At 45.6% G+C, this 12962-nt stretch carries 13 protein-coding genes; 1 reads left to right on the top strand and 12 read right to left on the bottom strand.

Annotation, left to right across the window (positions count from 1 at the left end):
- Positions 1–34: 34 nt before the first annotated feature.
- From dinG to MHB63_17460, 11 genes are all read right to left on the bottom strand, one after another.
- Entirely contained in the window at positions 35–2839 is a 2805-nt protein-coding gene (gene dinG / locus MHB63_17510) for an ATP-dependent DNA helicase DinG (GenBank protein ID MEK3808320.1), read from the bottom strand.
- A gap of 132 nt (positions 2840–2971) precedes the next feature.
- Positions 2972–3355 carry an aspartate 1-decarboxylase gene (gene panD / locus MHB63_17505; GenBank protein MEK3808319.1) on the bottom strand — a complete coding sequence of 128 codons (384 nt, stop codon included), beginning with the start codon at positions 3353–3355 and terminating at the stop codon, positions 2972–2974.
- 24 nt (positions 3356–3379) lie between these two features.
- Positions 3380–4222 (bottom strand): pantoate--beta-alanine ligase, encoded by an 843-nt coding sequence (panC, locus tag MHB63_17500; GenBank protein MEK3808318.1) that lies wholly within the window; start codon positions 4220–4222, stop codon positions 3380–3382.
- Positions 4219–5061 (bottom strand): 3-methyl-2-oxobutanoate hydroxymethyltransferase, encoded by an 843-nt coding sequence (panB, locus tag MHB63_17495; protein MEK3808317.1) that lies wholly within the window; start codon positions 5059–5061, stop codon positions 4219–4221. Before panB ends, panC begins: the two co-directional genes overlap by 4 nt.
- Positions 5062–5312: 251 nt before the next feature.
- Positions 5313–6296 carry a biotin--[acetyl-CoA-carboxylase] ligase gene (locus MHB63_17490; protein MEK3808316.1) on the bottom strand — a complete coding sequence of 328 codons (984 nt, stop codon included), beginning with the start codon at positions 6294–6296 and terminating at the stop codon, positions 5313–5315.
- Positions 6281–7480, bottom strand: coding sequence for a CCA tRNA nucleotidyltransferase (locus MHB63_17485; GenBank protein MEK3808315.1), 1200 nt, complete (start codon positions 7478–7480; stop codon positions 6281–6283). The genes MHB63_17490 and MHB63_17485 overlap by 16 nt, the downstream gene beginning before the upstream one ends.
- A complete protein-coding gene (gene bshA / locus MHB63_17480) occupies positions 7473–8618 on the bottom strand; it encodes an N-acetyl-alpha-D-glucosaminyl L-malate synthase BshA (protein MEK3808314.1) in 1146 nt (381 codons plus the stop codon). The genes MHB63_17485 and bshA overlap by 8 nt, the downstream gene beginning before the upstream one ends.
- Positions 8615–9355, bottom strand: a complete 741-nt coding sequence (gene bshB1 / locus MHB63_17475) for a bacillithiol biosynthesis deacetylase BshB1 (protein ID MEK3808313.1) — start codon at positions 9353–9355, stop codon at positions 8615–8617. The genes bshA and bshB1 overlap by 4 nt, the downstream gene beginning before the upstream one ends.
- On the bottom strand, positions 9318–9746 hold the full coding sequence (gene mgsA / locus MHB63_17470; protein ID MEK3808312.1) for a methylglyoxal synthase: 429 nt from the start codon (positions 9744–9746) through the stop codon (positions 9318–9320). The genes bshB1 and mgsA overlap by 38 nt, the downstream gene beginning before the upstream one ends.
- A 13-nt stretch (positions 9747–9759) precedes the next feature.
- Entirely contained in the window at positions 9760–10557 is a 798-nt protein-coding gene (gene dapB, locus MHB63_17465) for a 4-hydroxy-tetrahydrodipicolinate reductase (GenBank protein MEK3808311.1), read from the bottom strand.
- Positions 10558–10569: 12 nt separating this feature from the next.
- Positions 10570–10899 (bottom strand): nucleotide pyrophosphohydrolase, encoded by a 330-nt coding sequence (locus tag MHB63_17460; protein ID MEK3808310.1) that lies wholly within the window; start codon positions 10897–10899, stop codon positions 10570–10572.
- Between the two features lie 148 nt (positions 10900–11047).
- Here MHB63_17460 and MHB63_17455 point away from each other — a divergent pair, with 148 nt between their 5' ends.
- On the top strand, positions 11048–11920 hold the full coding sequence (locus MHB63_17455; protein ID MEK3808309.1) for a YitT family protein: 873 nt from the start codon (positions 11048–11050) through the stop codon (positions 11918–11920).
- A gap of 185 nt (positions 11921–12105) precedes the next feature.
- On the opposite strand, the gene ypjB is transcribed toward MHB63_17455, so the two are convergent.
- The gene (gene ypjB / locus MHB63_17450; protein MEK3808308.1) at positions 12106–12918 is read right to left on the bottom strand and encodes a sporulation protein YpjB; all 813 of its coding nucleotides are present in this window, start codon (positions 12916–12918) and stop codon (positions 12106–12108) included.
- Positions 12919–12962: the final 44 nt, after the last annotated feature.

Below are 12962 nucleotides of genomic sequence, written 5' to 3'. Positions count from 1 at the left end.
CCACACCATTGCCTGTGCGCTCACACAGGCTTTTTTACGTTCTGCTGTTTTTCCAGTCTGCCATTTTTCTGTGCAGACGGTTCATCGGCTCAACTGCGACTTCAATGTCGGGCAAAGAATCAATGAAATGCCTGCCGTACTTGGCTTCAATAATTCTTTTGTCAAAGACAAACAGAAGGCCTTTGTCGTTTTCTGTCCGGATCAGGCGTCCAAATCCCTGCTTAAACTTCAGGACCGCTTCCGGAAGCGAATAATGATAAAAGGCATTCTTTCCTTCTTTCGTCAGCTGTTCGCATTTGGCTGCTGTTCTCGGATCATCAGGCGGAGAAAACGGCAGCCTGACAATCACAAGCGTTGTCAGCTCATCGCCCGGAAAGTCCATTCCTTCCCAAAACGTGCTGGTTCCGAGAAGAATGGCCTTTTCAAACTGACGGAAGTTTTTAGTCAGCTTCGTGATACTGCCGCCCCCCTGCCCCATGATGACAAAATCATCCAGGCTCTGATCATTTTTAAGCAGCTGCTGCGTTTTTTTAAGCATATCATAGGCATTGAATAAGATAAGGAGCTTTCCTGACGCCGCTTTGGCTATTTCAGAAACCCTGCCGGCGATTGCTTCCGTATACTCATCAAGCGTAACATGCTGGACAGACGGGAAATCTGTTGGAATCATCAGCATTGCCTGCTTCTTATAATCAAAAGGTGAGTCAATTTTGTGGACAGAAGGATAGAAATCACTCAGCCCAAGCTCAGAAATCATATAATCAAACGTACCGTTTACAGTGAGAGTGGCTGATGTAAGAACAGCGCTTTTCATACTCGCAAAAAATCCGTCAGCCAGCTGATCAGACACAGAAACAGGCTGTGAATACACACTTACTGCATTTCTCGCTCCCCTTGATTCAATCTCAATCCACTTCACTTCTCCCGGGCTGTCCTTAAAGAAGAGGGAATCCAGGCTGTTATATGCAGCCTTAAACCGGTCAATCACTTCCCAGTATTCATAAAGATCGAACGATTCTTCTTTTTCTTCCAGTTTGCTGAAAACATTCTTCTGTTTATTCATAATGGACATCACATCATGCAGCTGAAATTTCACTCTGGCAGCAAGCTCTAAAATGGCCAGCCACTTTCTGCTTTTTTTCTCATCATGCCTGAAGCGGCAGGAGATCCTGTTTGATGAAGAGTCCTTTTCATTCTGCAGCACATAGCTGTGAAGGGTTGTAAACAGGAGCTGATTGTCTTCTGTCAGCTGCTTTAGAATCGTGTCGATTTCAAGAAATGGTTCACTCCATTTCTTTTTGTTAGAAAGCTGCTGCGTTTTGCGGAGCAGACCGTCTGTGTATAGGTTGCCCAGCTGATTTGTCAGGGATTGGAGAGTCAGGTAATGAATTCTTTTCCCTAAATGCTCACTTGCTGTCCGCTCAAAATGATGGGCCTCATCAATGACGACTTCCTCGATGCCTTCAAGCATGTCTGAAGAAGAAGAAACAGCTGAGAGCAAAAGCGAATGATTCGTCATGATCACATCAGCCTGATTTGCCCGCTTATAGGCTCTTGTATAGAAACAGCGTTCCTTCCAAGGATTGGAGGGAGAACCCGACAGCTTAGGATCGTAGTGGAGCCTTTGCCATAGGAGTTTCCCGCCTGAAGGCAGGTTCAGTTCATCCACATCGCCTGTTTCCGTCTCGGTCAGCCAAATAAGCAGCTGCGCTTTCGTCAAAAGATTATCATAATTCATATCTTCTTCATGGAGGTACTTTTCAAATTTCCTTAAGCAAAGGTAATGAGATTTCCCTTTAAGAACAGCCATCGAAAACGGCACCCCGGCTGCCTGTTTTAAAAGCGGATATTCTTTTTCCATCACCTGCTGCTGAAGGGCTGTCGTATATGTGCTGATGAGCACCCTCTTCTTTTCAGTCATAGCATAATAGACAGCGGGAACAAGATAGCCCAGTGTTTTCCCCGTCCCTGTCCCTGCTTCGATCAGACTGTGCTGATGGCTTGAAAATGACTTATAAATCGTTTTCATCATGTTTACCTGTTCACTGCGCTTTTCATATTGCACAAAGTGGGCTGCGACAGAGCCATTTTCATTCATAAGCTTCTCTGCAAACGCATTGAAAGGAAGTTTTTCAGTCCCGGACTGATCCGGATTCTGCTCGATATCGGCCATTTTTCTGACAGCAACGGACCGGTAAACCTCGATATCCCCCGCCTCTTTCAGCCTCAGCTCACTCATTGTTTGAAGCTCCTCAAGCATTTCCTCTGCATCGCTGATAAAAGATGCTGATAATCTTTTGAGGGAATGAAGAGTAACAGACGGCAAGCTTGAAAGCCTGGAAAGAATATGTATAAGCAGTTCTCCCGTTACTTCAGCATCGCTGTCCGCCCTGTGCGGATTCATGTGCTGGATCCCAAGGTCTCGGCACAGCTCGGAAAGCTTGTAGCTGTCAGCACTCGGAAAAACAATCCGGGAAAGCTCAACTGTATCTAAAATCGGCCCTGTAAACATTTGGATTCCGCACCGGTTCAATTCCTCCTGAATGAAAGAAAGATCAAAATGAACATTATGTGCAACAAAATAAGCATCGTTCAAAAGCGATGACACTTTATCTGCAATCTCTTTAAATGCAGGGGCATGTTCCACCATTTCTGTCGTAATGCCTGTCAGCTGTTCAATAAATGAGGGAATCTTTTTCTTCGGATTCACAAAGCTTGAGAAGCGGTCAATGATCTTTCCTTCTTCAATGACAACGGCAGCAAGCTGTATAATCCGGTCTCCCTTTTTCGGAGAATTACCTGTTGTTTCCACGTCAACTACAACAAATCTTTGTTTCATCTTTGCTACACCTCAATTAACCAGGGCTCATAAAAGCCCTATCCAAAAAACCAATATCGTTATTTTACCACTTATAATGCAAAATCCCCCAAGATTTTGGGGGATTTTTTTGAAATCGGTGCTATTTGTTCATTACATGATGGTTGAGGCCGGCTCCTGGCCCAGCATCTCCACGATTTCATTGTTTTCATTCATGATGGCAACCTTCGGCTTGTGTGTGCGGACTTCTTCTTCTGACATCATGGCATAAGTTAAAATAATCACAACATCACCTTCTTGAACAAGTCTCGCTGCAGCGCCGTTCAGACAAACTGTGCCGGAACCTCTTTTCCCGGGTATGATGTAGGTTTCAAAGCGGGCTCCATTATTGTTATTTACAATTTGGACTTTCTCATTTGGAAGCATATCCACTGCATCGAGCAGATCTTCATCGATCGTAATGCTGCCTACATAATTCAAATTGGCTTCTGTCACCCTTGCACGGTGTATTTTTCCCTTCATCATGGTGCGGAACATCACTATCTCCTCCTGAATCTTTCTCTATAGCTGTAACGTAATATTATCGATCAATCTTGCCTTGCTGAATTTGACAGCTGCTGCAAGAATGATGGTTCCTTTTGCTTCCTGCAAAGGCTGCAGTTCCGGATAGGAATAAACCTCGACATAGTCAATCTCGCCGGCTGTTCTTTCTTCAATCCTCTTTTTCACCAAATCAGCCGCATGTTCCGGAGAATGGCCTAAAGCAAGCAGCCCGGCACCTTCGTTCAAGGCTTTATACAGTTCAGGCGCCTGTTCTCTTTCTTCTCCAAGCAAATTAACATTGCGGGAACTTTTGGCTAGTCCGTCCGGTTCTCTGACCGTTTGAACCTGAACAAGCTCAACAGGAAAATGAAAATCTTCAATCAGTCCGCTGATCACCGCAACCTGCTGAGCATCCTTCATTCCAAAATATGCCCTGTCCGGCTGAACAAGATGAAACAGTCTGGTCAGGATTTCAGCCACACCGTCAAAATGACCTGGTCTTGATTTCCCGCAGAGGACATTCGTGCGCTTAACGACCTTCATTGCGACAGATGGTTCATCAGGATACATTTCTGCTGCAGAGGGGGCAAACAAATAGTCTGCACCCTCACCTTTTGTCAGATTAGAATCCCGTTCCATATCCCGGGGATACGAATCAAAATCCTCATTTTCTCCAAACTGCAGTGGATTGACAAAAATGCTGACGACAAGCAGATCATTGTCTTCCCGTGCTTTTTTCATCAGGCTTAAGTGGCCCTCGTGAAGATAGCCCATCGTTGGAACGAAGCCAATGGTCCGGTTTTCTTTTTTATGATTTTTTATAATCTGCTTTAGTTCTTTTATGGTTGTGACAGTTTTCATTTTGCAGCAGTACCCCCGTACAGCGCCTGAAGTTCTTCGTCTTTCATCGTGAATGTATGTTTTTCTTCAGGAAATTCTCTCTTTTTCACTTCCTGCACATAAGCAGTCAGAGCGGACTTCATCTCGCTGCCGGCAGAAGTGTACTGTTTTACAAACTTTGGCACCCGGTCAACACCGTAGCCAAGAACATCGTGGTAGACAAGGACCTGTCCGTCGGTTGAGGCTCCTGCCCCAATTCCGATGACAGGAATGGATAATGTATTTGAAATTTCTGATGCAAGCTGGCGCGGTACACATTCAAGCACAAGCGCAATCGCACCCGCTTCCTCGCACTGCTTTGCATCATGCATTAATTTTTTCGCACTTTCTGCATCTTTTGCCTGAACTTTATATCCTCCAAGCACTCCTACTGACTGCGGTGTAAGGCCAAGATGGGCAACCACCGGCACTCCCGCGCATGTAAGCGCTTCAATATTTTGAAGCACCCCATCTGCCCCTTCTAGCTTTAGAGCATGTGCCCCGCTTTGCTGCATAATCTCCGCTGCATATTTAAGGGTCTGTTCTTTTGAGACATGATAAGACATAAACGGCATGTCAGTCACGATAAACGTGGAAGGCGCCCCTCTTTTGACAGCTTTCGTGTGATGAATCATATCCGCGACAGTAACAGGCACAGTTGAATCGTATCCGAGCACGACCATGCCGAGTGAGTCACCGACTAAAATCATGTCCACACCTGATTCTTCTGCAAGCCTGGCTGAAGGATAATCGTAAGCAGTGAGCATGACGATCGGTTCATTTCCCTGCTTCATTTTGACAAAATCAAGTCTCGTTTTCATTTTTTTCCCTCCCATGTAATGCAGAGGAATTTCGTAACCAGCAAATGGCTGACCGCAAAAAAACCTTCTCCAATAGGAAGAAGGATTGATGGTCTCATCATATCTGGCTGGATATCCCTCTGTCCCAGTCCGAATTCCGGATCAAGGCAGAACTATTAAAATCTGGTTTTCATTGCCCGCAGGTGCAATTCCTTAAAAAGGATACTGCCCGCCTTGAATTATACCAGAAAGTAAAAGGGGATACCAAGTATTTATGACTGGATTTCGATATCAGCAGAATAGATCTTTTCAAGCTTACCTTCATCTGTTTCAAGAAGAAGAACGCCCTCATCATCGATTCCTGCAGCCCTGCCGCGCAGGGTTCCCTGCAGAGTTCTTGCAATCAAATTTTTATTCAGGCTGATGGCGTAGCTTTCCCAAAGAAGCTTGACAGGTTTAAATCCGTGCGAGAGATAGCTCTTATACAGCTTTTCAAAGCGGATCATGACAGACTGTATCAGCTTTGCCCTGTCAATCTGCTGCCCTGTCTCTTCAGCTAAAGATGTAGCAATATGCTGAAGTTCTTCCGGAAATTGCTCCTTTGTATGATTCACATTGATGCCGACCCCGATAATGACAGAATGGACCCTGTCAGCTTCAGCCTGCAGCTCTGTCAATATTCCGACGGCTTTTCTGCCATTAATAAGGATATCATTCGGCCATTTAATTTCAGGAGTCAGTCCCGTGACATCTTCAATGGCCTGAATCAGCGCAACCGCCGTCAGCAGTGTCAGCTGCGGGGTTTTATTGATCGGAATTTCAGGCTTCAGAATCATGCTCATCCAAACGCCGGTCTGTTTCGGGGAATACCACGCTCTAGCAAGCCGGCCCCTGCCTTCTGTCTGCTGGTCGGCTACTACAAGAGTCCCTTCTAATGCGCCGTCGCCTGCCAGAGTATGGGCAATCTTTTGTGTAGAAGCCACCACTTCCTCGAAATGAATATGCCTGCCCATGAATTCCGTTTTCAGCCCGAGCTGTATTTCATTCCCGGTAATTTTGTCCGGCTTGCGGGTAATTCTGTAGCCGCGTTTTCGGACCGCTTCAAGCTGATATCCCTCGCTTCTCAAGTCCTCAATATGCTTCCAGACAGCCGTTCTTGAGCATCCGAGTGTCTCACTCAGTTTCTGTCCGGATAAAAATTCTCCCTCGGCTTCTGAAAAAGCCTGAAGCAATCGCGTTCTTAATTCAGATTGCACGATTTCAACATCTCCTTAATCGCTTCCTTGCTGTTTTCTACCTGACCATTAACTACGGCAAGTTCTATTTTTTCCATATACTCACTCAGCCACGGTCCGGGATTCCGGCCTTCAATAGCCATCAAATCATTCCCGTTCACTGCAAGCTCCCTCTTTGAATGGACAGGAAGTGAATGATAACGCTCTTTGATCTCGCGGATCTTTGATTCACTGAACGGCAGATCGCTCAGCAGACAGAATACAGCTTCCGTCTGCAGCGCACACTGCAGGCCTGCCCTGTACAGATTAACCTTTGGCCAGTCAGACTGCCTGCGCTCCTCCAAGAAGAGAAGATTCTGCCTGATGGACCCAATTTGCCTGTTGGAAAGCTTCCATTTTTTTAAAAAAGCTTCAATGCTGTTTATTCCAATGACGTCCAGGAAGGCGGTCCAGCGCTCTTCATTCGAACTCAGGCAGTAAAAAGGGAGTTCGGCCGCTTGAAGAATCTGCTGCTTCTTTTCTTTTAAGCCAGGAAGGTAGTCACTCATTCCCGTCTCTGCAATCAGCCTCATGCCTTCGCTGCATCCAGAGCCTGCCATCGTTTTTTCAAATTCGGCTGTTTTGCGTTCTGCCGATATATGCTGAAGCAGGGATATATGACTGACAATGGCATCATGTGTACCTCCGCTTAGAGAAAATCCGAGCTGACTGACAAAGCGGACAGCTCTCATCATCCTTAGCGCGTCTTCTGAAAATCGTTCGGCAGGACTGCCCACTGTGGATATCCGTTTTTTTTCAGCGTCTTCCCTGCCGTTAAAATAATCGATGATGCTGCCGTTCTCGTCCATCGCCATAGCATTGATCGTAAAATCACGGCGTTTTAAATCTTCTTTTAATGAGGAAACAAACGTCACTCCGCTTGGCCTGCGGTTATCTTCATACGCCGATTCTGTCCGGAACGTTGTGATTTCGTAGTGAATCCCGTTTTCAATCACGATTACCGTGCCGTGCTCTGAGCCGATATCAATAGTTTTGTGAAAGAGCTGCTGTACCTGATCCGGTGTCGCGGATGAGGCGATATCGACATCTTTAATCGGTTTGCCGAGGAGCTGGTCGCGGACAGAGCCACCGACAAAATAAGCCTCAAAGCCGTGTTTTTTCAGCTTTGAAAGAACAGGAAGCGCCTCCTGAAATTCTCTATTCACCCTTCTCACCTGATTCCAGCAGTTGATAGTAAAGTGTTTCATACTGTTTGACAATATGGGCAGAATGAAAGGTTACTTGTGCGATTTTAACGGATTCCTTTGACATTCGCTCATGTAGTTCATGATCCGTTAACAGCGAAATCGTTTTTTCTGCTATAGCTGAAATATCACCTACATCGCACAGGTATCCGGAAACGCCGTCCTGAACGACTTCAGGAATACCTCCAATATTGGCTGCCACACAGGGAACCCCGCATGCCATCGCTTCAAGAAGGACAAGTCCAAAACTTTCTTTCTGTGAAAGGAGCAGCTTCACATCACTTAAGGAATAAAGTTCTTCAAGGTGATTCTGCTTTCCAAGAAACAGAACGTTTTCACTGATGCCGAGTTCCTTCACGAGTTTGCAGACAGACGTCATCTCCGGTCCGTCTCCGACAAGAAGAAGCTTTGACTTTACTTCTTTGGAAACGCGTGCAAATACCCTGACCACATCCTGCACCCTTTTTACCTGCCTGAAGTTTGAAACGTGAATCAGTACTTTTTCATCCTCCGCAATGCCATATTCCGCTTTTAGATGATTCACATCTTTCTTTTTGTAAATGCGTTCATCGATAAAGTTGTAAACGGTCTGTATGTCTTTCTCGGGATGAAGAAGCTCATACGTCTGATCAGCAAGTGCCTTTGACACAGCCGTCACTGCATCTGAGGCTTCTATGCCGAACTTGATCATATTGGACAGGGACAGATCATGGCCAAGGACGGTAATATCGGTTCCGTGCAGAGTTGTAACGATTTTCAGATGGTCACCTGTCATCTGTTTTGCGAGATGGGCGCAAATCGCGTGCGGCACCGCATAATGAACATGAAACAAGTCCAGCTCTTCCCTTTTCGCCACTTCAGCCATCTTGCTTGCGAGCGCAAGATCATAAGGAGGGTGCTTGAAGACAGAGTATTGATTCACTTCCACCTCATGAAAAAAGATATTGGGATACATTTTATCAAGCCTGAAGGGCCTGCTGGTTGTGACAAAATGAATACTGTGTCCTTTTTCCGCCAGTTTTTTTCCAAGTTCGGTTGCCACTACCCCTGAACCGCCGACAGACGGATAGCAGGTAATGCCGATTTTCAACTTTTTCATAGGTGTTCACCGAGCAGGTCCTTATCAAGCAATAGAGGTGACCTTGAGAAAAATCCCTCTGCATAAGTAACTCCCGCTTCTTTCCCAAACAGCCGCTCACGGCTCTCGACACTTTCTATGTATCCGTTCGTAAGAGGAGTATCAACGGATGATTCCCCTTTAACGAACTGGCTTTCGTACGCATTCAGACTCAATCGCTTTTTCTCCATCGTACCGGTCACATCAACGACAAAATCAGGTTTGTGAAAACCGTTGATCATATAAAAATAGACGCGGCTTACTCTGTGATGAGCCTGTGATTTTGAATCACGGACATTTTTTACACCTGCAGAAAAGCTTGCTTCCTCTACAAGCTTTGCACAATTCCCGTGATCCGGATGACGGTCCTGAAACCAGGGTGCAAATACGAGCTTAGGTTTATACTGCCTGATAACCGTTATGATCTTATCTATGTATTGTTGGTTCATATAAAGTCCCCTGTCAGGGAGGTCCAGGAAAATCCGTTCCTGCAGACCCAGTATGTCTGAAGCAAGCTGCGCTTCTTTTTTCCTGAGGGCAACTGTTCCGTTTGAAGAAAGTTCTGCCTCCGTTAAATCGCAGATTCCCACTCTGTACCCCTGCTCTGCGTATTTAGCGAGAGTTCCCCCCATCCCGATTTCGGCATCATCGGGATGAGCTCCGAATGCAAGGATATCAAGGTTATTCTTTTCCATAGTCATCTTCAATTTCTTTGTCATTTACTATTGCTCTCCATTTCAAATCACCGCGCTCCAGTCCATGAATCAGAATTTCCGCTGTTCCCATATTCGTCGCAAGCGGAACTGCATAAACATCACACAGACGGATTAAAGCGGACACATCAGGCTCATGAGGCTGGGCAGTCAGGGGATCACGGAAGAAAATGACCATGTCCATTGCATTGTTTGCGATGCATGCGCCAATTTCCTGATCACCGCCAAGCGGCCCGGACTGGAATCTGTGTATTTCAAGGCCCGTCGCCTCTGTTACTTTTAAACCTGTAGTTCCGGTCGCATAGAGTTTATGTTTTCCAAGGATGCCTTTGTAGGCCAGTGCAAACTGAATAAGGTCATTTTTTTTCTTATCATGAGCTATGAGTGCGATATTCATCAGACATTCCCCTTTAGTCGATTAAATTTTCAAGGCCGTATACAAGAAGATCCAGCTTCATTACCTGTTCCACGCACAGTTTTACCCCCGACATAAATGATGCGCGGTTAAATGAATCGTGGCGGATCGAAAGTGTCTGTCCGTCTCCCCCGAACAGAACTTCCTGATGGGCAACAAGCCCCGGAAGACGGATGCTGTGCACGTGAATCCCTTTATAGTTGGCACCGCGGGCTCCATCTAATATCTCTTTCTCATCCGGATGGCCCTGTTCTTTCTCTTCTCTGACAGCAGAAATCATTTCTGCCGTTTTCAAACCCGTCCCGGAAGGTGCATCCAGCTTTTGATCGTGGTGCATCTCAAGAATTTCTACATCCGCAAAATACTTGGCGGCCATTTGTGAAAATTTCATCATTAAGATTGCGCCGATTGCAAAGTTTGGGGCAATAATGGCGCCGATGCCTTTTTCTTCTGTCAGCTGCTCGAGTTCTTTCAGGTCAGCATCCGAAAAACCCGTTGTGCCGACTACAGGCCTTACCCCGTATTCAAGAGCTTTCTTCGTATGAATCTTCCCGATCTCAGGTGTGGTTAAATCAATAAGCACATCAGGCTTTGTTTCCTGAAAGCATGCTTCTATATCCGTATAAATAAGGGCTTCGCTTTTGAAATCACCGGCTTCTTTAAGCGTTTGACCTCCGAATTTATGATCAACTGCCCCTACCAGAGTAAAATGCGGCGTTTCTTCAGCAAGCTTAACCGCTTCTCTCCCCATTCTTCCTCTTGGTCCTGCAATGACAACTTTAATCTGTTCCATAGCTGTTTCTCCTTATGACTCTTTTTTTGTCCAGCGGTCTTTATCTCTTGTTGTGAATTTTTTCATGACAAGATCATGCGCTTCTTCAAGATCGATTTGAAGAGAATTAGCAAGGCAGATCAGCACAAACAGAATATCTCCCGCTTCCTCTTCAATCTTCTTTTCTTTTTCTGTATCCTTTTTCGGCTTTTCGCCGTATGTATGGTTTATTTCCCTTGCAAGCTCTCCCATTTCTTCGGTCAGCCTTGCCATCATCGCAAGCGGGCTGAAATATCCCTCTTTAAACTGGCCGATGTACTCATCTACTTCTTTTTGAAGGTCTTTCATTGTCTTTTGGCTCATAGAATCACCTCTTCATTCTTCTTCATGTTAGCGGGTTCAGGACATTTTGACAAATTTTCCGGCTTGTACAAAAGGCGTGATTGCACCTTTTGTTTCCATCATCTATACTATTATCGCAAAGTACATAGAAAAGAGGATGATCGACATCATGTTTCTTCAATTGAAAATACGGAATATTTTCTTTATTTTACTCGGTTCAGCGATTTTTGCATTCGGACTAGTTCATTTTAACATGCAGAACAATCTTGCTGAAGGCGGATTTACCGGAATAACCCTTCTTTTATACTTTCTTTTTAACATTGACCCCTCGATATCCAACCTGGTGCTGAACATCCCGATCTTTTTCATCGGTTGGAAATTGCTCGGCAGGACGACCTTTCTCTATACCATTATCGGTACGGTTGCACTGTCTGTCTTCCTTTGGCTCTTCCAACGATTTCAGATCTTCATGCCGCTTAAAGATGACTTGACCCTTGCTTCATTATTTGCAGGTGTTTTTATCGGAGTCGGCCTCGGCATCATTTTCAGATACGGCGGCACAACCGGCGGTGTTGATATTATTGCAAGACTGGTACATAAATACAAAGGCATCAGCATGGGAAAAACGATGTTCATCTTTGACTTTGTCGTCATTACACTTTCCCTCATTACCTACTTATCCTATAAAGAAGCAATGTATACCCTTGTGGCAGTCTTTATTGGCGCAAGAGTGATCGACTTTATGCAGGAAGGGGCCTATGCAGCAAAAGGAGCGACAATCATCTCGGAGAAAAACGAAGAAATCGCAGAAAAGATCATGCAGGAGATGGACCGCGGCGTCACGACTCTAAAAGGCATGGGATCCTATACAAAAATGGACCGGAACATCCTTTACTGTGTCGTTGCAAAAAATGAAATCGTCCGCCTCAAAGCCGTCATCACATCCGTCGATCCCCACGCATTCGTAGCCGTCAGCGACGTCCACGACGTCCTCGGAGAAGGATTCACGCTCGATGCGGATAAGAATCCTATACAGCGCTAGAAAAGCGGAATCGCCCGTTTAGCTCCGGGGGTCAGATAAGGAAATGGCGGTGAAGGCGCTTTTTGCCTTTGCGGACAGTTCCGTTCTGACAGAGGAGTTGGGCGATGGAGCTGGCCAACAAGAAAAGCGGAATCGCCCCGCCAACTTCATATAAAACAAGTAAGAGGCCTCGTTCACGAGGCCTCTTACTTGTTAAAGTCACGTTCTCTATTCATTTTGTCTTTTTCGCCTTTGTACTTTCTCCACCCTGTATAGGAAAGCGCCATAAAGATAATGCTTCCGGTAGATATCATGACCCACCAGAGAGACGGATCCGCTTCATCTTCTTTTACTCGTTCAAATAAGCTCTGCAAGTCTTCCTCCATTAATGTCAGCTGATTGACTTGTGATTCTACAGGAATTTCTGCAAAAAATGAATCTTCCACCACTGACTTGTGGGCTTCAATTCTCTTAAGCTGCTCAGAATCAAGATCCATCAGCATGCTGGGATAAACCGTTTCATAAAGAGAGACAAATTCCTCCCAGTTCTGTTCAAAAGCCTGATTATTTCCGTCCTGCACATCATCTTTCACTTGTGTGAAGGCACTCATAACAGGCGCTTCCATTGAACTCCACAGAGGCTGATGCTCCGATGCAGCTGCATCGACAACGAGCCTGAGCCGGATCAGGGCTCTTACTTTTTGATCAGGCGAGGAAGCTGTTTCCTGCAGCTTGTCAACTGCCGTCTGCTGAGAAGCCGAAATCGTCCGGATCTCGTTTGCTGAAACTTCGTTATTACCTTTTATGGTTTTCTCGAATTCTCTGCCAAAATAATTGACAAGCTGAAGCGATTCTTCAAATCTGTTTTGTTTCGTCAGCTGAAGTGCTGTATCCGTGAGTTTATTTAAATCTTCCCAGCTGCTTTCCATGTGCCCTGCACGATGATCAGCCAGAGAATAAAACGGCAGAGCCATCGCCATGATCATAAAAACTGCCAATGCGGCTATTCGTTTTTTCATCCTTGTCCCTCCCACAGCTTCTACTTAAAACTATGAAAAAGTGG

The sequence above is a fragment of the Bacillus sp. FSL H8-0547 genome (genome assembly GCA_038002745.1).
GTDB lineage: Bacteria > Bacillota > Bacilli > Bacillales > Bacillaceae > Bacillus_P.
This window is presented reverse-complemented; position numbering and strand designations above follow the sequence as displayed.

Coding starts and splice junctions, on each gene's coding strand:
- dinG (MEK3808320.1), bottom strand. CDS start 2,839: ATGAAACAAAGATTTGTTGTAGTTGACGTGGAAACAACAGGTAATTCT.
- panD (MEK3808319.1), bottom strand. CDS start 3,355: ATGTTCCGCACCATGATGAAGGGAAAAATACACCGTGCAAGGGTGACA.
- panC (MEK3808318.1), bottom strand. CDS start 4,222: ATGAAAACTGTCACAACCATAAAAGAACTAAAGCAGATTATAAAAAAT.
- panB (MEK3808317.1), bottom strand. CDS start 5,061: ATGAAAACGAGACTTGATTTTGTCAAAATGAAGCAGGGAAATGAACCG.
- bshA (MEK3808314.1), bottom strand. CDS start 8,618: ATGAAAAAGTTGAAAATCGGCATTACCTGCTATCCGTCTGTCGGCGGT.
- bshB1 (MEK3808313.1), bottom strand. CDS start 9,355: ATGACAAAGAAATTGAAGATGACTATGGAAAAGAATAACCTTGATATC.
- mgsA (MEK3808312.1), bottom strand. CDS start 9,746: ATGAATATCGCACTCATAGCTCATGATAAGAAAAAAAATGACCTTATT.
- dapB (MEK3808311.1), bottom strand. CDS start 10,557: ATGGAACAGATTAAAGTTGTCATTGCAGGACCAAGAGGAAGAATGGGG.
- MHB63_17460 (MEK3808310.1), bottom strand. CDS start 10,899: ATGAGCCAAAAGACAATGAAAGACCTTCAAAAAGAAGTAGATGAGTAC.
- MHB63_17455 (MEK3808309.1), top strand. CDS start 11,048: ATGTTTCTTCAATTGAAAATACGGAATATTTTCTTTATTTTACTCGGT.
- ypjB (MEK3808308.1), bottom strand. CDS start 12,918: ATGAAAAAACGAATAGCCGCATTGGCAGTTTTTATGATCATGGCGATG.